Here is a 19,854-nt window from a genome sequence, read left to right as displayed (position 1 = left end):
AAGCTCCTGGCCACAGCCAGTTGATCACTTGTGTTGCAACGACCCCTGGAATTCGCCGCGAGCCCGGGGCTTCTTTGTTGTCTAGAGCGGCTCAGGCGTAGCGCACCCTCTGAGCCCCTCCTGCGGGCTTCAGCCCCACGGGAAGCATCAGTTGGCGCCCCCGGCCCGTCAGAGGGGCAAGTCGTCGGGCAGTACTCGGAATGCCTTGTGGCGGCCGAGAGGGCGGACGGCACGAAAGTCGCGTCGGTCCAGGGTGAGGATCGCGTCGGTGTCGTAGTCGGCCGCCAGGGCCACATTCACCGCGTCGGCCAGATCCAGATCGAGTCCCAGGTAGCGAGCACGGACGGCTTGGGCGACGCCCAGGCGTTCCTCAGTGATCTCGGGTACGGAGACCCGGCCGCGGCGCATCCAGCCCCGGATGTCCTCGATCGCACTCACCGCGGCCTCACGGCCGAGTTCCCGGGCAGCCACGTGATCGAGTTCGGCCAACAGCAACGGAGACATGACGAGCAGCCCGGCGGCCATGATCGCTTCCCGGGCCGCCTCGCCCTCGGGGTGCGTTGAATCGAGGGCGGCCAGCAGGCCGGACGTATCGGCGATGACGACGATCACGCGACGGTTCCGGGATCCGTCTCGCGCTGGACGGCGTCGGCGACGGCGTCACGCACTTCGTCTTGACGAAGGGTGCGCCCAGGGCCGGCGAAGGTACGGGAGAACAGTGGCTCGTCCCACACCCGGTTGGCCATCGCGGCGAGATGGATGCCCTGCCTGATGATCTCAGCCTCGCTAATACCTCGGCGCTTGGCCGCTTCCTTGATGATCGCGAGGTCTTCCGGGTCGGCGTAGACGTTGGTGCGCTTCATCGACATGCGCCAACCCTAGTACATGTACCAGAATGGTGTACGTATGTGCGCTGCAGGGAGTATCACGCGCTCGCCGCGTCCGCCGCTGTGTGCTGCGCCCGGACCGGCCTGAGCGCTCACGCCCGCCGTCCGTCGCCGGCCTCTCTGCGCATGCCGGTGCACAGGGCCCAGACGATGAAGACGTTGACGGCGACCAAGGTCAGGGCCCACAGGGGGCAGTACGGGACCCACAGGAAGTTGGCGATCACGCCGAGCCCCGCCACTGTTACGCCGAAGAAGCGGGCCCACAGCGCACCGCTGAGCACGGTGCACCCCGCGGCGACCAGGACAATGCCCAGGATGAGGTGCACCCAGCCCTCGCCCGCCAGGCTGAACTGGAAGACGTAGTGGCGCGTCGCGATGAACAGATCGTCCTTGGCGATGGCCGCGATGCCTTCGAAGATCGACATCGCGCCACCGAACATCATCAGTGCGGCTGCGAAGGCGGTGGTACCTGACGTGGGCGCATGCCATGGGCGCGGGGTGGCACGGGCCGTTCCGGAGGAGGCGGCGTCACTGGCCATGTCGAACTCCTACGGTGGCAGACTCATCCGGTCAGCCGAACTCTCGGAGCGGCGCGATCACGGTCAGCGTGGCACGACGGTTCTCCGTCGGCATCCCGAACCGGTCGCCGCCGTGGCTCCTCGATTCAGCGGGGCTCGGTGGTAGGAGCGAAGGGTTCGTCCGCCCGGACCGTCAGGCCTACTGCCTCGGCTGATACCGCTACCGCGTAGTCGAAGAACGCGGACTCGTCACGGACGCTGTCGTGGGTGCGGCTGAAGACCTGGAAGATCAGGAGGCCGATGATGTTGCTCCACAGCACCATGCCGCGTTCGACGAGGTCCACGAACGGGGCCTCCGGCACACCGCCGAAGAGCGCGACGGCCTGCGGCAGGAGCAGCGGTGGGCCGGGGAGCGTGCGCCGGGGCGGGGTGAGCTCGCCGGATTCCAGGGCCGAGCGCACGATGCCGGCCAGTACCGCCGGGGTGCGCGAGGCGGCTGGGACCGTGGTCGGCGGGGCGTGGTACTCCGGTACGGGCGAGCCGTAGATCAGGGTGAACTCCGCCGGGTTGTCGAAGGACCAGTGCCGCAGGGCGCGCGTGACCGCCAGAAGCCGCGCGCCCGACGAAGCGCCGGCGTCCCTCGCGTGCTGATCCGCCTGCTCCATCGCGGCGCCGGACCCGTCGTACGCGTCGATGACCAACGCGGTCAGCAGGTCGTCCCGGTGCGGGAACACCGCTTCCACGTCGGTTACGGCGAAGCCCCCGGCATCCGCGACGGCGTCCAGGGACAGCCCTCCGGCGCCCAGCTTCCCGAGCAGTTGGCGTGCGGTGACTTTGATGGCCGCCGCCGTACCAGAGTCCTCGCCCATGGCACTCGCTCCGAATGTGTTCATGCTCCAACCGTAACCGGCAGCCACAAGTGCGTTGGCTTGCAGCTGAGTTGGGTGAGATCTCGGCAGTGGTGTGGTGTGAGGCGAAGCGCGTCGTGAGCCGGTACGGGCACCGGTCACCCGGTGGTGTTCAGCCGATCGCGCCACCAGGCCACCGTCGCCTCGATCTGCTCCTCGACCGGAGTCGCTCGTACCGTCAACTGGGCCTCGTACGCGCTGGAATCAACCACGAAGGGACGGTCGAACTGGTAACGGATCTCGTCCAGTTCGCGGAGCAGCGGGGAGACGAACGACGCGACGCGCACCACGGCCGGCGGCAGTCTGCGTACCGCGACCGGTCCCGTCCCCGCCTGTCCGGCAAGGCGGTCGACCATCTCCCGGGTCGACAGCGGGGGCGCCGTCGGTACGTGCCAGGCCCGGCCCCAGGCCCGTGCGTCGCCCGCGACCTCGACCAGGGCCCTGGCCACGTCGGGAACGTAACTCCAGCTGTGCGGGGCGTCCGGGTCGCCGAGCGTGGAGACCGGTTTGCCGCGCAGCAGGCGCGGTACGACCCGCCCCGCCAGGTGCCCGCCGTCAGTCACTCCCGGGCCGAAGAAGTCCGACGCCCGCAGTTCGACCGCCTTGATGCGCCCCAGCTCGTGCAGTTGTCGTGCCAGCTCCCACACAGCGGCTCGCACCCGGCCCTTGGGGCCGGTGGCCGCGAGCGGCATTTCTTCGGTCATGGGGCCGTCCACCGGACCGTAGCCGTAAAGGTTGCCCAGCATGACCAGCACCGCCCCGGTCGCCTCGGCCGCCGCGCAGAGCGAAGCCGCCATCGGCGGCCATTCGCTCGCCCAGCGCGGGTAGGGCGGTGCGCCGCAGCTGTAGAGCGCGGTGGCGTCCTGCGCGATGTCGATCAGCCGCTTACTGTCCGCCGTGTCCAGCATGTCCAGTGCGATGTGTTCGATGCCGGGCTCCGGGCCGCGGCCCGACTTGGTGACGACTCGTACGGAATGGCCCTGTGCGGCCAGCAGCCGAGCAGTGGCTGCTCCGGCGGGCCCGAACCCGACAACGACATGAACGCTCACCCCCGCACACTAGCGCGAGTGCCTGCGCGGGCCTTCGTTGTTCGCCCAGTCGGCGGCACAGTGCTCTGGTCCGTCAGGAGGCGCTGCGGTGACGAGGGTTGAGGGCTGTAGTCGGGCCCAACCGTCTCTACTGCGGGTGCGCCCGCCCGGTCGCTCGTGGGGCCTCGTGACGGTCACCGATGGGGATGGCTCCTGACGGGTGCATGTCCGCCGCCTCGTGGGTGAGGCGTGGGCGGTGGGCCGTGGACGGTGTTCCGGGGCTGGGGGCCCATGGCCAGGGGCGGGCCGGAGGACATCGCCCGGCGGCGGTCGGTAGTGGACCGCAGGCGGTCGGCGGCGGCGCAGGTGGCAGGAGGCGTACGCGGTCGTCCGGTGGGTCCTGGGCGCAGGTGCCCCGGGGTGCTCAGGGCGCGTATGGGGGAGCAGCGGTCGCGGTCGGCGTCGGCTGCTCTCCGGTTACTCCGCGCCACAGAACTCGCCTCTGATCACTCTGTGTCACAGGCCGCCCGGCAAGAAATCTTCGCAGCAGCCTCACAAGGACTGCGCAGCACCTTCGACGAGCCCCGCTAGCGTGAGCGCCGCTCGATCCCGCGTGCGATCCCGCGTGCGAACTGGAACAGGTCGCGCGTCCCTGGGGGCGCAGTCAGCAGAAAGATCGCAGATGGATTACTGCTCGTCCTGCCGCCGGCATCTCAACGGCGCTCTCGTGTGTCCCGGATGCGGCGCATACGCTCCGGACATCGCCCCGCCCGCCGACCTGATCCCCGGCGCTCACCACACCGACACCGCGACGCCGGACCCGCCGGAAGCCCTGGCCACCTCGGACGCCTCAGGCACTCCGGGCACCGCGTCGTCCAGCGGCTTCGCGGGGGCGGCCGCCACCGGCCGGGGCCGGGCGGCCCGGCGTCGGCAGCTCGCCCGCTGGAGGAAGCACCGGCGTCGGGCAGCGGCCGCGACCGCCGTCGCACTCTTCGGCGGCGGCCTGACCGTGGCCGTCCTGTCGGCCACCCGGCCGTCCGCCGGGCACACCCAGGCCGCCCCGCCGCCGGAGCCGGTGAACGCGTCGACCACGCCCGGGGCAGCGGCAGGCGACTCGCCGTCCGAGCAGCCGAAGACCCGCAGCGCGCAGGACCGCGCCACGCGCCCGGACGTCCCGGCCTCCGGGCAGCACAACACCGCCCCCGCCGCATCTCCCGACGCGCCGACGGACCGCCAGGACCGCACCGCCGCCACGGACCGGGCCGCCGCACCCGCGCCCCGAGGCGCGCAGGCGCAGCACGTGTCCACGGCGGCACCCGGGACGGCAGCCGAAGCTGCTCCCGGACCGGCGACGGGCGCGGGCGGTGGCGGTGGCAGCGACAGTGGCGGTGCCACCGGCGCCACGAACCCCGACGGTCCGCAGGCCCCGACCCCGCCCTCGGCCCCCGCCCCGGAGACCAGCGCGCCGGCTTCCGCCGAACGCCCCGGCGTCATCGGCACCGTGGTGGGCCTCCTGCCGCAGGCACCGGCGGACGAGCCCACGTCACCGGCGCACGTGTGCCTGATCGGGGTGTGTCTCGGCTGATCACCGCAGGCCGACCCGAGCCACACCCGCCGCCTCCTTCACGCTCAGGACCGCGTCACACCCAGCCCTCACGACCCGCGCCACGCAGCCCTCGCCACCGCACCCCCAAGGAGGCTGAGCCCATGAGTGCCGGATACCAGGCCCAAGCGCGGTTGCACAGGATCGGCCGCTGGTGGGCCGTCGACATCCCGCAAGCCGCCGTCCACACCCAGTGCCGCACCCTCGACGAGGCCGAGACGATGGCGCGCGACGCCGTCGCCCGGGCTCACGGCCTTCGACCGGCCACGATCACCGTGGAGCTGGTCGTACCCGAGTTCGCCGCGCTCCTGCACGACGTACAGCGCGGCGTACGGAGAAGGAAAGCGCACCGCGCCACGGACGGTGGCGCCGAACACCACGTCCTCGCCGTCGCCGCCCGGACCCTGGTCCAGGACTGGCGCGTCAGCCAGAGTGACGCCGGCCGGCTGCTCGGCCTGTCCCACGACGAGATCTCCCGCCTCGCCCCGCCCCGCGCTCCCGACGCCTACCGGCCCTGGCCGGCCCTCGGCCCACTGCCCCCGCCCAGCGCACCGGCCTCCGGCGTCGACAGGACAAGCGTCAGCGGTACGACGGGCCTCCCGCGGCACCGGCCTCCCTCGCCCACCCGTCCCTCGTGGGCGATCGCGGAAGACGACGGCTGACAGAGTCCGCCGCGCCGGAACGCCTTCCGCCGGGCGCCCGGCCGTCGATGGGCGGTGGTCCCGGTGCGCGCCTACGGTGGTCGGAGGGAGCGCGAGCGAACCGAACCGGCGCTCCGGAGGAGGCCACGATGGACGAGCACTTCGTCTGGGTGACGACACGCCGCGTCAGGCCGGGCGCCCTGGAGGACTTCGAGAGGGCCTGGCGACCGAGCGCGCACCCGGACGGCATGCGCAGAGCTTTCGCGTACTGGTCGGAGGACGGGGAGGAGGTCACCGGGGTGTCGTTCTGGGAATCCAGGCAGGCGTGCGATTCCTGGCGGGGATCCGACGCGGAGAAGCAGCGGCGCGATGCCATGGCTCCGTACGTCGTCGAGGAGCGCGAGGGCTACTACCGGGGCGGTGAGCTCGCGATTCCGTAGGACGCGCCCTACGGAACACGTTCCCTCGGAACACGTTTCCCCTGAGTCGGTTCCCGATGCCGGCGTTCCCGACGTCCCTGATCCCGATGTCCCTGATCCCGATGTCCCTGATCCCGATGTCCCTGATCCCGATGTCGGGATTCCCTGGCCCCGCCGCTGTTCCGTGGGACGCTCGGCGTACTCGAAGTGCGCTGATCGCGACAGCCACTGGGCCTGGAGCCGGTGGCGGGGGAAGCGGATGCCGCCGAAGGCAGCGCGGGGGCGTACGGGGTGCGGTGCGGGGTGGACCTTCGCTCGGTCCGCGGCGTAAACGTTTCGGCTGTCGCACACGCGCGATCGCGTCCCGGGCCTCATGCGTGCAGTCGCAGACGCTGGCCGGGGTAGATGCGGTCCGGGCCCTCGTCGAGCTTGTGCCGGTTCAGTTCGTACAGCGCCTGGGTGCCGCCGCGTACGTCGGCGCGGTCGGCGATGACGGAGAGGCAGTCACCGGGCTGTACGACGTACGTCTGCGAAGCGATGGCTTCGTGGGAACCGCGCGACGGAGCGGGGACCGCGGCCGGGGGCTGGGCCTGACGCTGCGGCTGGATCCGGGGCTGCGGCTGTACCTGCGGCTGGAACTGGCGCTGCGGCTGGGCGGCGGTCACTCCGGAGCCGCTGGTGCCGGATGCCGTCCCGGTGCTGCTGGAGCTGGAGCTGCTCGCACTGTGGCGCCGTCCGCAGTTGGGCCAGGCGGAGAGGCCGCGGTCCTGGGCGACGCGTGTCGCTACGGCGATCTGTTGGGACCGGGTGGCCAGGTCGGCGCGGGGCGCGTAATGATGGCCGCCGTACGCGCGCCACGTGGAGGGCGCGAACTGGAGCCCGCCGTAGTAGCCGTTGCCGGTGTTGATGTTCCAGCGGCCGTTGCTCTCGCAGGCGGCGATGCTCTCCCAGTCGGGCCGCGCCGGCGCGGTCCGCGGAAGAACCGACTGCGGGAGGACCGACTGCGGAAGGACCGAGTGCAGAGCGCCCGACTGCGGCGCGGCCTGCGGGGCGGCCGACCGCGTCGCGGCGCTCGCCGTGCTCTGGCCGGCGAGGCCCAGCGCGCTCAGGAGTACCAGCATCAGAGACAGGACCGTTTGGACAGACCGCTTGGCAAAGGGTGAAGGCGACATCCGAGTTCTCCTCCGCTGACTCCGGCAGCGCCGTGACGCGGTGACGTCACGGCCGGTGGGCAAGCAACAGATAACCCGCCAGTACGCTTTTCGGTCCGTACGCCGCCCACGACGTGCCGCGCTTTCACCCGCTTGGAGGCCGGTCCCGGGCCCCACCGTGCCGGGCACCGGATTCCGGGCAGGCATCGGAGCATGCCCTTGCTCGTCGGAACCTCCGGATGGCAGTACAAGGACTGGCGCGGCGGTCTGTATCCGTCCGAACAGCCCCAGCGGCTCTGGCTGGAGGAGTACGTACGCCACTTCGCCACGGTCGAGAACAACAACGCCTTCTACCGGCTGCCCACCCGGGAGACTTTCGTCTCCTGGCGGGAGCGGACCCCCGAGGGATTCGTCATGGCCGTCAAGGCCAGCCGCTACCTGACCCACCTGAAGCGGCTGCGCGACCCGCAGGAGCCCGTGAGCCGGCTGATGGACCGTACCGCCGGCCTCGGCGACCGGATGGGTCCCGTGCTTCTGCAGCTTCCCCCCAACTTCCGTACGGACATCGCGGCGTTGGACGCCTGCCTGGGGTGCTTCCCCGGCTCGGTGCGGGTGGCCGTCGAGCTGCGGCACCCCTCGTGGTGGGAGGTGGAGGGGGAGCTGCGGGAGGTGCTGGAGCGGCACGGCAGCGCCCTGTGCTGGGCCGATCGTGGTTCCCGTCCGGTCACGCCGCTGTGGCGGACCGCGTCGTGGGGGTACGTGCGGTTCCACGGCGGCACCGCCCAGCCGCCGCCGCACTACGGGCGGCAGGCACTGGGCTCCTGGGCGCGGCGTGTGGCGGACGCCTGGTCCGACGAGGACGACGTGTTCGTGTACTTCAACAACGACATGGGCGGCGCGGCGGTCGTGGACGCCGCCAGGTTCGGGCGGGAAGCGTCCGCGCTGGGCCGGACGGTCAGCCGCACGCCTCCTCGCTGACCACGGCCCCGGGCCGGACCGCTCCCGCGCGGACGTCTCGGGGGCGGACTGCTCCCGCGCGCCCGGCTTCGAGGCCGGACCGCTCCCGCGCACACGCCTCCGGGCCCAACCACCGCTACCGCGCGCACGGGCTCGGGGCCGATCCGCTCCCCCTGCCAGGTGTGCGGACGTCACGGTCCCGGGCGTGGAGATCATCGCCGCCGTGTGGGACTACTGGGTCCTCCGCCGGATTCCGTTCAAGCTCCTCCCCGGCAAGGACTACCCGCTCCTGGCCGACGCGAAGTACGCGCACCGGGGATCCAGCGGCAAATTCGTGACCGTCTGCCCGGCGGACGAGGCACCGCTGCGGCGGGTGCTCACCGAGCTCGGCCAGTACCTGGACGGCCGGCCGGGACCGTACATACTCAGCGACCCGCGCGCTGGGGGCGCGGACCACCGTTCCAGGTGCCCGGCCGGATCCGGCCGCCGGACCGCCAACGACCGAGCCGGGGGCCACGCCACCGGGCGCCCCCCGGTTCCGGGCGGCGCGGCGGGACAATGGTGGGGAGGACGTGCCTTCCAGCGCGGAGAGGCGGGACTTCCGGTGCCGTACACAGCTGTGACCGCCCTGAGCCATCCCGGGCTGATGCGCGAGCACAACGAGGACAGCCTCGTCGCCGGACCGTGGACGCTCTGCGGCACGGTGACAGAGAACCCCCAGACGCTCGTCTTCCCCCTCGGCACCCCGCTCGTCGTCGCCGTCGCCGACGGGCTCGGCGGGCAGCCGGCCGGCGAGGTGGCCAGTTCGCTGGTCGTACGCCAACTGGCCGCCCTGGGAGCGTCATTGGACAGTGAGGAAGCCGTCCGTGCCGCTCTGGCACTGTGCAATCGGGCGGTGTACTCCGCCGCCGACGGCGATCCGGACCTGTTCACCATGGGGACCACGATCGCGGGCGTCGTCGTGCTGGCCTCGTCGGTCCTGGTGTTCAACGTGGGCGACAGCAAGGTCTTCGAAGCGTCCCCGCAAGGGTTCGGGCAGGTCAGCGTGGACGACAGCCCGCTGCCGCCGCCCGGGCGCCGTACCACTTCGGCTGTCACCCAGACGCTCGGCGGCAGCTCCGTGTTCAGTACGGTCACACCCCACGTGACGACCCGCGCGCTGTCGGCGGGCGACCGCTACCTGGTGTGCACGGACGGGCTGACCGACCCGTGCCCGGACGAGGAGATCGCCGGGGTCCTGGGGGAGCACGACGGCGCCCGGGCCGCGTTCGAACTCTGGAAGGGGGCGATCGAGGCGGGCGGCCCCGACAACATCACGTTCGCGACGGTACGCGTCAGCGCCTAGGAGACCGGCCGCCGCCGCCCGCACGGCGACCGGCCGTTCGTCGGGCTGCCACCGGTCGTCGGGCGGGCGGCCACCGGCCGTCGTCGGCCGGGCGCGCCCCGCTCAGTCCGCGCAGTACGAGTCGCGCGCCGGCCGCTCCCCCGTCGTGAGGAACGTGCTGACCGCACGGTCACCGCACGCGTTGCCGTTGCCCAGGTAGACGACGTGGCCACCGTGCTCCACCGTGACGAGACGGGCCCGGTCGCCCAGCGCCTCGCGCATCCTCAGCCCCCCGAAGTACGGCGTGGCGGAGTCACGGAGGCTCTGGACCATCAGGATGTTCGAGGGGCCGCGACCGGTGATCCGGGTGGGCTTCTCCACCGGCGCTCCCTTCCAGAAGGAGCACGGCGTGACGTTGACCGGCATCCCGGCCGTCAGGGGATACCGGGCCCGGTCGGCGAGGACGGCCCGCTGGTACGGCGCCGGGGCCGGCCCGGACCACCGCACGTCGTTGCAGATCACCCCGACCGTCACCGCCGCGTCCTCGTCCGAGAGCGCCGTGGCGATGTCGGGGGTCAGCACCACCTCGGCGTCCGGGTCCAGGGCCTGCTTGATGAGCGCGGCGATCTGCGGGAAGGCTCCGTCGCTGGTCAGCGCGTTCTGCAGGGCCTGCCGCAGGCGGTTGCCGGTCAGCGGCGTACCCGGCCGGTCGGACGGCCTCGGCTCCCGGTCCAGCCGCGCCGCGAGGCCCAGCACCAGCGGCCGTACGTCCTGCGGCCTGCGGGCCAGCCGCAGTCCCCGCGCCTCCCGCGCCGGGTCGGCCGCCCAGGCCGCGAAGTCGGGGAAGCGGCCGTCCGCCCCCGCCGACATGTTCGCCAGCCAGCCCCGCGCGACCCGGGCCGGGTCGGGGTCCCCGCTGCTGTCCAGCACCCAGCGGTCGGTGTGCCGCGGGTACTTCTGCGCGTACACCGCCGCTACGTACGTCCCGTACGAGAGGGCCCAGGCCAACAGCTTCTCCTCGCCCAGCGCCCGCCGGAAGCGGTCGATGTCCCGCACCTCGTTCGCCGTGGTGAAGCTGCGAAGTTCGTCGCCGCCGTTGCGGGCGCACGCGTCGGCGACGCGGCGGGCGCGGGCGACGTTCTCGCCGATCTCACCGTTCGGCCCCGGCCAGCCGCGGAGCGTCACCAGGTGGCGGTCGCCCTCGTCGAGGCCGCAGTTCGCCCGGGTGCTCGCGCCCACACCGCGCGGGTCGAAGCTGACGATGTCGTACGCCCCTCCCGTCGCCTCCCGCAGCGCCGCCCCCTTCTGCGTCAGCCGCCGCACCCCCGAGCCGCCGGGCCCGCCGGGGACCACCAGCAGCGTCCCGCGCCGCGCCTGCGGCCGGTCGCCGGGGACACGGGAGACGGCGAGGGTGAGCTGCCGGCCGTCCGGGTCGCGGTAGTCGAGCGGTACGGGCAGCTCGGCGCACTCCTGGCCGGTGGGCCCGTCCTCGCGGACGCAGGGCTTCCAGTCGAGGGCGGGCGTTCCGGCGGCGCCGCTCGCCGCGGCCGGTGCGGCGGTCAGGGTGGACGCCACGGCCGCGACCGAGAGTGCGAGAAGGAGACTTCGGGTGGCCTGTTGGGAGTAAGTCGTCATGCGACAAGGGTGGTTGAGAGGGCCGCCTGCGCCCATGCGGCAGGCAGGACACCCGCGGTGGGGGTACCCCCCGCGCCCATGTCCCTGAACGCCTGATCCGGCGTAACTCCAGCCCTCACCCGAAGGGGTGACAACGGCGTGAAGTAGGTTCAGCAGCCTTGAGATTGTCACAGTGAATCGGGGTTGGTGCGCAAGTGCTGGTGGCGGACAGATACCGGCTGGACACACCCATCGGGCGGGGCGGGATGGGAGAGGTCTGGCGGGCTACGGACGAGGTGCTGGGCCGGCCAGTCGCCGTCAAGCTGCTGCTCGGCAACGGGGCCGACGCCTCGGCCGCCGCCCGGTTCCGGCTGGAGGCCCAGACCGCCGCCCGGCTGAGCCATCCGCATCTGGTGGCGGTGTTCGACTTCGGGGCGTGGGAGGACCGCTTCTACCTCGTCATGGAGCTCGTCGAGGGGACGAGTCTGGCTCAGACCCTGCTCACCGAGGGCGCGTTGCGGGCCGAGCGGGTCGCCGGCATCGCCGCCCAGGCGGCCGCCGGCCTGGCGGCGGCCCACCGTCAGGGTGTCGTGCACCGGGACATCAAGCCCGGCAACCTGATGACGAGTCACGACGGCACGGTCAAGATCGCGGACTTCGGCATCGCCCAGTTCGTCGACGACCCCGCCACCGCGCTCACCACTGCCGGCCAGATCGTGGGCACCAGCCTCTACCTGGCTCCCGAGCGCGCACTGGGCAGACCCGCCGGCCCGGCCTCCGACATGTACTCGCTCGGCTGCGTCCTCTACCAACTCCTCGCGGGGCGGCCGCCGTTCCAGGCGGACACGGCGACCGGCACGCTGTACCAGCACGTGGACGCGGCGCCCGTGCCGCCACGCCATCTCGGCGTCGACGTGCCGGCCCCGTTCGAGGCGTACTTGCTGGGGCTGCTCGCCAAGCAGCCCGAGGACCGTCCGACGGCCGAGCAGGCCGCCGACTGGTTCCGTCAGGACTCCTGGCGCGGCCGCCCTGAGCCGCTGCCCTCCCCGGTCCCGGCGAACGGCCCGCCGCCGCCGTCCACCACGACGTACTCGCTGCCCTCCACCGGCGCCCCGCGTCCGGCGTCCCGCCGCCGCGCCGCGCCGCCCATGCAGCGGCCGAGCACCCGGAAGTTCGTACGCCGCCGCCCCCGCGTGGCGAGCGCGATCGCCGGCGCCATCGCCTTCCTCGCGGCGGTGCTCATCGGCATGGCCTGGCTCTCCCCCGAGCCCAGCTCCGCCGACACCCCGGGCCCCGGTCCCGAGACCACCGCCGAGTCGCCCCGCTGAGCCGGCGCACCACTAACCGGGCGCACCGGACCCGCGCTCACCCGGGCGCACCGGACCCGCGCTCACCGGACCCGCGCCGAGGGCCCGTCACCGGGAGGCCGGCGCCCGCCAGCAGCTCCAGCGCCTCCTCCCACCGGAACGGCCCCGAACCGCCTCCCACCAGGACGCCCATCCCCCGCAGCCGCTCGATGCTCTGCCGGTACGCGGGGTGGGCGGCCAGGGCCGGGCTCACGGAGGGCAGGACGGCGGTGGGCACCCCCGCGCCGTACGCCTCGCACAGCGTGGCCACGGCCAGGGTGTCCGCGATGCCCGCGGCCCACTTGTTGACGGTGTTGAACGTGGCCGGGGCGACGGCTATGGCGTCCGCCGGGGGAAACGGCCGCGGCTCGCCGGGTGCCCGCCACGCGGAACGCACCGGCCTTCCGGTCAGCGCCTCCACCGCTCCCTCGTCGATGAAGCCGAGCCCCTGCGGCGTGGCGATCACGCCCACCTCCCATCCCCGCTCCCGCGCGGCGGTGACGAGCCGCCCCACCCCGTCGGCGCCCCCGGCCGCGCAGACGACGACGTACAGAAAAGGCTTGGACTGCTCGGACACACCACACTCCCGGCCGACCGCTGAACCAGTGCCGACCAGTGGATCAGGGCGCCCCCGCAGGCTCTCCGGCGGGGGGCTCCCCCTCGCGCCGGACGCCGACTCAGTCGGCGCGCTGGTGCGCCGCGACCCGCTGGGCCGGGAGGTGCGGGCGGCGGGGGAGGCGCTGCAGGGCGCTGGGCCCGCGGGCGCCCTCGTCCTGCGGGCGGGTCCTGATCAGCTCGGCGAACAGCGCGCGGCCCGCGAGCAGGGCCTTGCGCAGCGCCTCGGTGTCCGTGTCACCCGCCGCCGCGCGCTCGGCGGCCTCCCGGAGCCGACGACGCGCGCCCGCCTCGTGGGGGCAGTGCACGGACAGCGCCTCGTACTGCCGCTGGAAGGAGTCGGCGGGGAAGCCCCGGTCGCGCGCCAGGCTGTCCAGCAACGCGTCGGCCTGCGCGACGACCGCCCCCGGCGCGTCGACGAACCGCTCCTGCAGCCCGGCCCACTGCGCGGCGTACCGCTCACGCGCCGCCGTCGTCAGGCTCTTGACGCGCAGGCCCCCGAACCGCCGCAGCCGCGCGCCGAGGTCGCGCTCGGCCGCCCGGACGTCGCCGCCGTGCCGTGCGGCCGTCTCGTCGAATTCCGGCCCGAACCTGCGGCGCAGGTCGTCGGGGGCAGCCTGCGCCACCGGCCGGGCCAGCAGGAGTGCCGTGATGATCGCGGCCACCACACCCAGAAGGACCACAGCGCCCGTAGACATGAGTTCCCACCTTTCTCCGGGGCTTCCTCGTACGAGGATTCCGCTCTGTCGTTACGGAGTGTTACCGAATCTTGGTCGGATAAACGCGGAAAGTAATGACGCATGGGATCCGGATTCCGGGGCAGGAGCGACTTCTGAAAGGGTCGGAACACCGGGGAGGGGCAGGACGATGAAGAGGACGGCGGCCATGACGACGGTGTCTGCGGAGACCATTGCCGATGTGGAGACGGTCGGGGAGCTTCCCTGGATCGAGGACGCGGGCAAGGTCGCACCGAAGGACGCCCGAGAACTGTCGCAGCTCTTCTTCGACCAGCTCCAGGTGCTCGAAGAGGGCACGCACGAGTACCAGTACGCGCGCAACACCCTCATCGAGATGAACCTTTCCCTCGTGCGGTACGCCGCCAACCGCTTCCGCAACCGCGGCGGCGGCGACATGGAGGACATCGTCCAGGTCGGCACGATCGGTCTGATCAAGGCCATCGACCGGTTCGACCTCAGCCGCGAGGTCGGCTTCGCCACCTTCGCCGTGCCGTACATCGTCGGTGAGATCAAGCGGTTCTTCCGTGACACCAGCTGGGCCGTCCACGTCCCCCGCCGGCTCCAGGAACTGCGCGTCGACCTCGCGAAGGCCAAGGAGGAGCTCTCCCTGCGCCTGGACCGCGACCCGACCGTCAAGGAGCTGGCCGAGCACCTGAGCCTCTCCGAGGACGAGATCATCGAGGGCCTGGTCGCCGCCAACGGCTACACCGCCGGCTCCCTCGACGCGCCGAACGACAGCGGTGACGGCCCCGACGCCAACAGCCGGACCTTCGCCGACCGGCTCGGTGAGCTCGACCCGGCCCTGGAGAGCGTCGAGGACCTGCACACGCTGGCCCCGCTCCTGGAGCGGCTCGACGAGCGCGACCGCCGCATCGTCGAGATGCGCTTCGGCCAGGAGATGACGCAGGCGCAGATCGGCGCCGAGCTCGGCGTCTCCCAGATGCAGGTGTCCCGGCTCCTGACGCGCGTGCTGAAGCAGCTGCGCAGCGGGATGCTGGCCGGCGAGCACTGAGGGCGGCCGGCACACCGCGGCCGCGGGCGCACGATGTGCCGGCCCGTACTGACAGCGCCGCCCCCGGGGTGGCACAGTGGAACGATGCCCCCCAGCCCACCGTCGCCCTCACCGGACCCGGCGTACACCGCGTCCGAGGTGACGGACCTGCTCGCGGTCCTGTGGGGCAGGGCGCAGCTGAGGGCCCCGTCCGGGCCCATCTCGCCGTCGCAGCTCCGCGCGCTGCTGGTGATCGAGCGCCTGGAGGGCGGTAATCTGCGGGCCCTGGGCGAGACGCTCGGATCGAGCCCGCCCGCCACGAGCCGGCTGTGCGACCGCCTGGAGGCGGCCGGCCTGGTGGAGCGCCGCCTCAGCCCGTCGAGCCGCCGTGAGGTGGAGCTGTACCTGAGCAGGCCGGGGCGGCTCCTGCTCGAAGAAGTACGGGAGAGCCAGGTGCTGGAGCTGGCCCCGGTGCTCGGGGCGATGGCCTCCGAGGACCTGACGCGGCTGGCCGAGGGCCTCGCCGCGTTCCGCGACGCCGCCGCCGCGGTAGTCCACGGCGGAGCGGCCGAGGACGAGTCCCCGGTACGGGCGGTACGCCCGGCCTAGGCCGCCACCGCCGCCTCGCGACTGTCGCGGACCGTGAACGCGTCGTCCAGACTCAGCACCCCCAGCAGCCGCGTCACGAGCGCCGAGGGCGCGGCGAGGCGCAGGCGCCCCCCGAGCAGCGGGCGCACCCCCAGCAGAGCGTTGATCATCGCCGTGTCCGCGAAGTCCACCGCCGACAGGTCGATCACCACGGGCGACCACCCCCGGCGGGCCTCGCTGTCCAGCGCCAGGCGCAGGGGTTCGACGGAGTCCATGTCCACTTCGCCGTGCAGGGCGAGTACGACGGCCCGTTCCGAACGGTGGGTGACGAGGAGCATGCGTGGTTCGGTGCTGCGTGTCTGGTGCACAACTGGCCCCTCAGATGTGGCAGCGGCCGGCTGAGCCGACGCATCTGCCCCGATGGTGCGGCACAATCAGCCTAGGGGTAACAGTTGCCACTTGGCAACACTCGACGTTTGTCAACATTATGCTCACGGAATCTCCGCAATACCGTTACGCTGCACCGTCCACCCCACCCGCGACCGACCGGCCGCCCCCGCGCACGAAACCCGACAACCCGCCGAACTCACCCCAGAGGACCGCCGACCGTGACGCAATTCCTGGCCGTTGAGCGTGCCGTGCGCACCGCCGCACCGCACGCTCTCCTCGATACGGCACGCGCCGCACTGGTCGAGCACTACGAAGCCACGCACGTCGACCTTCTCCTGGCCGACTACAGCCTCACGGTCCTCCAGCCGGTCACCGCCCTGCCCCACACCGCACAGGCGCTGCCGGTCGACGCCAGCCCCGAGGGCCGCGCCTTCGGCAGCCAGGAGCCGTACGGGCAGTACGTGGCCCAGGACGGCGCGGTCGACCTGCACCTGCCGGTGACCGTCCGCGGCGACAGACTAGGCATCCTCACCGTGCGCCTGCCCAAGCACAGATGCACACCCCAGGCCACCGACGAACTCACCGAACTCGCCGAGCTCCTCGGCCACGAGATCATGGTCGCCGAGCGCGACACGGACCTGTACCTCCAGGCCCGCCGGGTCAGCCGCCTGACGCTCGCCGCCGAAATGCAGTGGCAGCTGCTGCCCGGCCGCGCCTGCTCCCGCCAGGAGTACGCCATTGGCGCCCAGTTGGAGCCCGCGTACGCCATCCACGGCGACAACTTCGACTGGGCCACCACCGCCGAGACCCTCACCCTCACCGTCACCAACGGAATGGGCGAGGGCATCGAGGCGTCCCTCCTCACCAACCTCGCCGTCAACGCGCTGCGCAACGCCCGCAGGGCCGGCATCGGCATCGCCGACCAGGCCGCCCTCGCCGACCAGGCCATCTACGGACAGCACCACGGGGAGTCGTACGTCTCGACCCTCCTGCTCTCCTTCGAGCTCGCCACCGGTCACGCCCAGGTCGTCGACGCCGGCTCCCCCCAGCTGTGGCGCCAGCGCGACAAGACCGTCGAGCGCGTGCCGTTCGAGGCCCAGCTGCCGCTCGGCATGTTCGAGGAGACGGGGTACGTCGCCCAGGAGTTCCGGGTACTCCCCGGTGACCGGCTGGTCTTCGTCAGCGACGGCGTGTACGCCGCCGCGACGCGGGCGGGCGAAACCTACGGCGAACGCGCGCTCGCGCGAGCCATCCAGGCCGCGAGCCTGCTGCCCGCCGCCGCGGTGCCCCGCGCGGTGCTCCAGGAGCTGGCCTCGTACCGGGACACCGACGCGGACGCCGCCGACGACGCCCTCGTCGTCTGCCTGGACTGGTTCGGCCGAGCCACGCGCGAAGTTAGCCCGCGGTAAAAGCGGGGCAGGAGCCCCGGGGTCCGGAGCAGGGCCTTCCCGCCAACGGGGGTGAACGACATGAACCGTACGCAGACGGCCTCCGACCGGAGCACCGCCGCCGAGAAGACCACTCGACCGGACACGGCGGCCGAGGCGCGCGACACCGCTCGCGCGTTCCTGTCCGGCCTGGCCCCGGCGCCCACCGCGGAGGCCGCCGAGAACGTCGTGCTGGTCGTCTCCGAGCTGGTCACCAACGCCCTGCGGCACGCGGGCGGCATCACGGGGCTGCGCCTGACCGCGAGCCGGCACACGGTGGAGATCACCGTGCAGGACCCCAGCCCGTCCCGCCCACGCCCGCGCCACCCGGACATCACCGGCTACGAAGGCGGTTACGGCCTGACCCTGGTCAACTTCCTGGCCCGCTTCGTCACCGTCACCCCGTCCCCCGAAGGCGGCAAGAAGATCTGCGCGGCGCTCGGCATCTGAGGTCGGTCCTCCGCGTCGAAGTTCTGCGCGTTCGGCGTAACCACCTGCACCATTCCGACGAACCGACGCGCCGTATCCGACCCGAGACGCGAATCATTGAAGCGGGGCACGCACACGAAGGTCCGGCGGTCCTCGACCCACCGCCGTCAAGTGCGCGGTCGTCGCGCCAGGCAACCGGGCCGTTGTCGTGCCCGCCGCCGCTCACGCGCCAGCACCCGCCACAGAGCAGGCACGTCCGCGAGAACCAGAGAGAAAGGGCAGCGCGGTTGCACCGGAAACTGACGTTGATCCTGCTTTCGACGGCCGTCGTCCTGGCCCCTGTCACCGCCGCGCCCGCGAGCGCGGATCCACCCCCTCCACCGCACCGCTTCCAGCCCCACGCGCTGACACCGCTGCCGGACGTCTGGCAGGCGACGTGGCGCCCTTCGGCGGGCCCGGAGCACCGCCCGCCGCGCAGGCCGACGGGGCGCGAGAGGCGCCCCACGTCCTCCGCGCAGAAGACCCGCAAAGTGCTGGTCCGCCTCCTCAACCGCGAGCGCGCCCGTCACGGCTGCCGACCCGTCAGGAGTCATCGCGCCCTCACCAGGGCCGCTCAACGACACAGCGCCTACATGTCACGCGCCGGTTCCCTGTCCCACACCGGCGCCCACGACTCCCGGCCGGGCGACCGGCTCACGTACGAGGGCTACCGGTGGCGCAGGGTGGCCGAGAACCTCGCCCGCGCCGAGCGCGACCCGGCATCGGCCCTGCACCGGTGGAAGCAGAGCCCGAAGCACCGCGCCGTGATGCTCACCTGCGCCTTCCAGCACGTGGGCGTCGGAGTGAGCCACCGGGGCGGCCAGGGATGGTGGACGCTCCTGCTGGCCCGCCCGCGTTGAGACGAAGGAGCGGCGGCCCCGCCGCTGACGGCGCTCACCATCTGATGCGCGCGGCCACCGGCAGATGGTCGCTCCCCGTCGCGGGCAGCGACCACACCTCGGTGACGGTCGCCCGCCTGGTCATGATCTGGTCGATCCGGGCCACGGGGAACCGGGCCGGCCAGCTGAAGGCGAACCCCGGCCCGGACGTCACCTGCGCGCCGACCGGTTCCAGCCCGCGGTCGTCCACCGTCCCGTTGAGGTCACCGAGCAGGATCACGCGCTCCCGCGGCTCGTCGGCGAGGGCGGCGCCCAGCAGCCGGGCGCTCTCGTCCCGCCGCCCGGCCCCGAACCCCGCCGGCCCCATCCGTACCGACGGCAGATGAGCGACGTACACCGCGACCGCCTCCCGTCCGGGCATCCGCAGCTCGGCCCGGAGCCCCCGGTTCCAGCCCGCCCCGACCCCCTGCGGCCGGATGTCCACCGGCCGCACGTCCGTCAGCGGGTACGTCGACCAGAGCCCGACCGTCCCCACCACCGCGTGATGGGGAAAGTCCGCCCGAAGCACCGACGCGTACACCGCGGCGCCGCCCGGGGTCAGCTCCTCCAGGGCGACCAGCCCGGGACGCACCTTCGCCAGGGCCCGGGCCGTGCCCGCCGGATCACCGTTCTCGTCGCTCACGTTGTGCTGCACCGCGACCAGGTCGTACGCCGATCCGCCGGCGAGCATCCCGCCGAAGCCCGCCACCCAGGCGGCGACGGGCAGCACCAGGGCCACCAGCCCGGCGAGCGACCGCCGCCACCACGACAGGACGAGCAGCACGGGAACGCACACCCCGAGCCACGGCAGGAACGTCTCCAGCAGACTGCCCGGCCGCCCGGCCATGTCGGGCACGGCGGACGGAAAAGCCAGCAACCCGGCGACCACCGCGGCCACCGCCGCCGGCCCCCACCCCCGCCACTCCCACCGACTCGCGCGCATCGCCCGACCGTAACGGTCCACGCACGCCACCGGCCCAAAGCTTCGACATGTGTCAACATAGACACATGTCGAACATGGAGGCCCTGACCGCCGAGCCGTGCTGCCCACCCCTCAACGAGCGCCCCCTCTCGGCAGAGGAGGCGGTCCGTACGGCCGCGATGTTCAAGGCCCTCGGCGACCCCGTACGGCTGCGCCTCTTCTCCGCGGTCGCGTCGCACGAGGGCGGCGAGGCGTGCGTCTGCGACATCTCGGACGTGGGCGTATCCCAGCCCACGGTCAGCCACCACCTGAAGAAGCTCAGGGAAGCGGGCCTGCTGACCTCGGAACGCCGCGGGACCTGGGTGTACTACCGGGTGGCTCCGTCCGTACTGGCAGCGATGGGCAGGATGCTGGGCCAGTACGCGGCCTGACAAGATCCACA

The 19,854-nt window shown here is 72.6% G+C and carries 23 protein-coding genes and 1 pseudogene; 13 read left to right on the top strand and 11 right to left on the bottom strand.

The window, feature by feature from the left end:
- Nucleotides 1-168: 168 nt before the first annotated feature.
- The 5 genes from IE185_RS30150 to IE185_RS30130 all read right to left on the bottom strand — a co-directional run bounded on the left by IE185_RS30150 (nt 169) and on the right by IE185_RS30130 (nt 3,362).
- Nucleotides 169-612, bottom strand: a complete 444-nt coding sequence (locus IE185_RS30150; protein WP_138898776.1) for a PIN domain-containing protein — start codon at nt 610-612, stop codon at nt 169-171.
- Nucleotides 609-869 (bottom strand): ribbon-helix-helix domain-containing protein, encoded by a 261-nt coding sequence (locus IE185_RS30145; RefSeq protein ID WP_138898775.1) that lies wholly within the window; start codon nt 867-869, stop codon nt 609-611. The genes IE185_RS30150 and IE185_RS30145 overlap by 4 nt, the downstream gene beginning before the upstream one ends.
- A gap of 110 nt (nt 870-979) precedes the next feature.
- Nucleotides 980-1,426 carry a DUF7144 family membrane protein gene (locus tag IE185_RS30140; RefSeq protein WP_138898774.1) on the bottom strand — a complete coding sequence of 149 codons (447 nt, stop codon included), beginning with the start codon at nt 1,424-1,426 and terminating at the stop codon, nt 980-982.
- 125 nt (nt 1,427-1,551) lie between these two features.
- A complete protein-coding gene (locus IE185_RS30135; protein WP_138898773.1) occupies nt 1,552-2,298 on the bottom strand; it encodes a TetR-like C-terminal domain-containing protein in 747 nt (248 codons plus the stop codon).
- Between the two features lie 113 nt (nt 2,299-2,411).
- Nucleotides 2,412-3,362, bottom strand: a complete 951-nt coding sequence (locus IE185_RS30130; RefSeq protein ID WP_138898772.1) for an NAD-dependent epimerase/dehydratase family protein — start codon at nt 3,360-3,362, stop codon at nt 2,412-2,414.
- A 661-nt stretch (nt 3,363-4,023) separates the two neighbouring features.
- Between IE185_RS30130 and IE185_RS30125 the strand changes: the two genes are divergently transcribed.
- The 3 genes from IE185_RS30125 (at nt 4,024) to IE185_RS30115 (ending at nt 6,025) form a co-directional block, all read left to right on the top strand.
- A complete protein-coding gene (locus tag IE185_RS30125; RefSeq protein WP_189716406.1) occupies nt 4,024-4,926 on the top strand; it encodes an SCO2400 family protein in 903 nt (300 codons plus the stop codon).
- 122 nt (nt 4,927-5,048) lie between these two features.
- Complete coding sequence (locus IE185_RS30120; RefSeq protein ID WP_189716404.1) at nt 5,049-5,606, top strand: hypothetical protein; 558 nt, start codon at nt 5,049-5,051, stop codon at nt 5,604-5,606.
- A 128-nt stretch (nt 5,607-5,734) separates the two neighbouring features.
- On the top strand, nt 5,735-6,025 hold the full coding sequence (locus IE185_RS30115; protein ID WP_138898068.1) for an antibiotic biosynthesis monooxygenase: 291 nt from the start codon (nt 5,735-5,737) through the stop codon (nt 6,023-6,025).
- Nucleotides 6,026-6,375: 350 nt separating this feature from the next.
- Here the strand turns inward: IE185_RS30115 and IE185_RS33905 are convergent, their stop codons facing one another.
- Entirely contained in the window at nt 6,376-7,125 is a 750-nt protein-coding gene (locus IE185_RS33905; protein WP_280117303.1) for a LysM peptidoglycan-binding domain-containing protein, read from the bottom strand.
- 243 nt (nt 7,126-7,368) lie between these two features.
- Here IE185_RS33905 and IE185_RS30105 point away from each other — a divergent pair, with 243 nt between their 5' ends.
- The 3 genes and pseudogenes from IE185_RS30105 to IE185_RS30100 all read left to right on the top strand — a co-directional run bounded on the left by IE185_RS30105 (nt 7,369) and on the right by IE185_RS30100 (nt 9,457).
- Nucleotides 7,369-8,133: a DUF72 domain-containing protein gene (locus IE185_RS30105; protein WP_138898065.1), complete on the top strand. Its 765-nt coding sequence runs from the start codon at nt 7,369-7,371 to the stop codon at nt 8,131-8,133.
- A gap of 184 nt (nt 8,134-8,317) precedes the next feature.
- Nucleotides 8,318-8,545, top strand: a pseudogene (locus IE185_RS34130) (class III lanthionine synthetase LanKC N-terminal domain-containing protein); the annotation flags it as partial.
- Between the two features lie 171 nt (nt 8,546-8,716).
- Nucleotides 8,717-9,457 (top strand): PP2C family protein-serine/threonine phosphatase, encoded by a 741-nt coding sequence (locus IE185_RS30100; protein WP_138898069.1) that lies wholly within the window; start codon nt 8,717-8,719, stop codon nt 9,455-9,457.
- A 102-nt stretch (nt 9,458-9,559) separates the two neighbouring features.
- On the opposite strand, the gene IE185_RS30095 is transcribed toward IE185_RS30100, so the two are convergent.
- Complete coding sequence (locus IE185_RS30095; protein WP_138898064.1) at nt 9,560-11,071, bottom strand: alpha/beta hydrolase; 1,512 nt, start codon at nt 11,069-11,071, stop codon at nt 9,560-9,562.
- Between the two features lie 245 nt (nt 11,072-11,316).
- On the opposite strand from IE185_RS30095, the gene IE185_RS30090 reads away from it, so the two are divergent.
- On the top strand, nt 11,317-12,378 hold the full coding sequence (locus IE185_RS30090) for a serine/threonine-protein kinase (protein ID WP_229843773.1): 1,062 nt from the start codon (nt 11,317-11,319) through the stop codon (nt 12,376-12,378).
- A 37-nt stretch (nt 12,379-12,415) separates the two neighbouring features.
- On the opposite strand, the gene IE185_RS30085 is transcribed toward IE185_RS30090, so the two are convergent.
- Complete coding sequence (locus IE185_RS30085; protein WP_189716400.1) at nt 12,416-12,973, bottom strand: flavoprotein; 558 nt, start codon at nt 12,971-12,973, stop codon at nt 12,416-12,418.
- Nucleotides 12,974-13,073: 100 nt separating this feature from the next.
- Complete coding sequence (locus tag IE185_RS30080) at nt 13,074-13,709, bottom strand: hypothetical protein (protein ID WP_138898464.1); 636 nt, start codon at nt 13,707-13,709, stop codon at nt 13,074-13,076.
- Nucleotides 13,710-13,896: 187 nt separating this feature from the next.
- On the opposite strand from IE185_RS30080, the gene IE185_RS30075 reads away from it, so the two are divergent.
- Nucleotides 13,897-14,760 carry an RNA polymerase sigma factor SigF gene (locus IE185_RS30075; RefSeq protein WP_138898463.1) on the top strand — a complete coding sequence of 288 codons (864 nt, stop codon included), beginning with the start codon at nt 13,897-13,899 and terminating at the stop codon, nt 14,758-14,760.
- Between the two features lie 84 nt (nt 14,761-14,844).
- The gene (locus IE185_RS30070; RefSeq protein ID WP_138898462.1) at nt 14,845-15,348 is read left to right on the top strand and encodes a MarR family winged helix-turn-helix transcriptional regulator; all 504 of its coding nucleotides are present in this window, start codon (nt 14,845-14,847) and stop codon (nt 15,346-15,348) included.
- Here the strand turns inward: IE185_RS30070 and IE185_RS30065 are convergent.
- A complete protein-coding gene (locus tag IE185_RS30065; protein ID WP_229843770.1) occupies nt 15,345-15,695 on the bottom strand; it encodes an STAS domain-containing protein in 351 nt (116 codons plus the stop codon). The two genes, IE185_RS30070 and IE185_RS30065, sit on opposite strands and share 4 nt — an antisense overlap.
- 240 nt (nt 15,696-15,935) lie before the next feature.
- Here IE185_RS30065 and IE185_RS30060 point away from each other — a divergent pair, with 240 nt between their 5' ends.
- The 3 genes from IE185_RS30060 to IE185_RS33380 all read left to right on the top strand — a co-directional run bounded on the left by IE185_RS30060 (nt 15,936) and on the right by IE185_RS33380 (nt 18,472).
- A complete protein-coding gene (locus IE185_RS30060; protein ID WP_138898461.1) occupies nt 15,936-17,126 on the top strand; it encodes a PP2C family protein-serine/threonine phosphatase in 1,191 nt (396 codons plus the stop codon).
- A gap of 60 nt (nt 17,127-17,186) precedes the next feature.
- A complete protein-coding gene (locus IE185_RS30055) occupies nt 17,187-17,594 on the top strand; it encodes an ATP-binding protein (protein WP_189716398.1) in 408 nt (135 codons plus the stop codon).
- Nucleotides 17,595-18,103: 509 nt separating this feature from the next.
- Nucleotides 18,104-18,472, top strand: a complete 369-nt coding sequence (locus tag IE185_RS33380) for a CAP domain-containing protein (protein WP_229843772.1) — start codon at nt 18,104-18,106, stop codon at nt 18,470-18,472.
- Nucleotides 18,473-18,506: 34 nt separating this feature from the next.
- Here the strand turns inward: IE185_RS33380 and IE185_RS30045 are convergent, their stop codons facing one another.
- Nucleotides 18,507-19,433, bottom strand: coding sequence for an endonuclease/exonuclease/phosphatase family protein (locus IE185_RS30045; protein ID WP_189716397.1), 927 nt, complete (start codon nt 19,431-19,433; stop codon nt 18,507-18,509).
- 65 nt (nt 19,434-19,498) lie between these two features.
- On the opposite strand from IE185_RS30045, the gene IE185_RS30040 reads away from it, so the two are divergent.
- Complete coding sequence (locus tag IE185_RS30040; protein WP_189716395.1) at nt 19,499-19,843, top strand: ArsR/SmtB family transcription factor; 345 nt, start codon at nt 19,499-19,501, stop codon at nt 19,841-19,843.
- The last annotated feature ends 11 nt before the right edge of the window (nt 19,844-19,854 follow it).

This window comes from Streptomyces chryseus (assembly GCF_014650755.1).
GTDB classification, from domain to species: Bacteria; Actinomycetota; Actinomycetes; order Streptomycetales; family Streptomycetaceae; genus Streptomyces; species Streptomyces chryseus.
The sequence above is the reverse complement of the archived record's forward strand: the minus strand, read 5'-3'. Positions and strand labels throughout refer to the sequence as shown.